We start from the raw sequence: 455 nt of genomic DNA, 5'->3' as shown, positions 1-455 counted from the left end.
GATTAAACTTCATAGCCAACTGTTAAACAGTTAACGCTGAAGTAACGATACATTTACGCCGGATTAGCGCTTGTACATTTGTCTTACTTAATTCTCGTTACAGGATTTAAATTGTTAAAGAGCGTTTTGTCTAAAAAGACAAAAGGTAATTAACAGGTTATCAACAACCTATTCATTAGCTTTTGTGTTCTCAGGAACAAAGCATTTAAGTACTGACCGTTCTTCAGGATGAAGAATGGTGGAGCTATGCGGGATCGAACCGCAGACCTCCTGCGTGCAAAGCAGGCGCTCTCCCAGCTGAGCTATAGCCCCAGTACTTACTCTACAACTGATCAGATAATTCGTGTGAACGCTTGCTGAGAATCCGCTATCGTTTAAGGAGGTGATCCAGCCCCAGGTTCCCCTAGGGCTACCTTGTTACGACTTCACCCCAGTCATGAACCACACCGTGGTAA

At 43.7% G+C, this 455-nt stretch carries 1 tRNA gene and 1 rRNA gene; both read right to left on the bottom strand.

Annotation, left to right across the window (positions count from 1 at the left end):
* Window positions 1-236 precede the first annotated feature (236 nt).
* A tRNA-Ala gene (locus JYB63_RS22595) sits at window positions 237-312 on the bottom strand.
* 63 nt (window positions 313-375) lie between these two features.
* Window positions 376-455 (bottom strand): 16S ribosomal RNA (locus JYB63_RS22590); the annotation flags it as partial.

Origin of the sequence: Aliamphritea spongicola (assembly GCF_017051665.1) — a bacterium.
Classification (GTDB): Bacteria; Pseudomonadota; Gammaproteobacteria; order Pseudomonadales; family Balneatricaceae; genus Amphritea; species Amphritea spongicola.
Note: the sequence above shows the minus strand (reverse complement) of the source record. Positions and strands in the feature narration are given on the sequence as shown.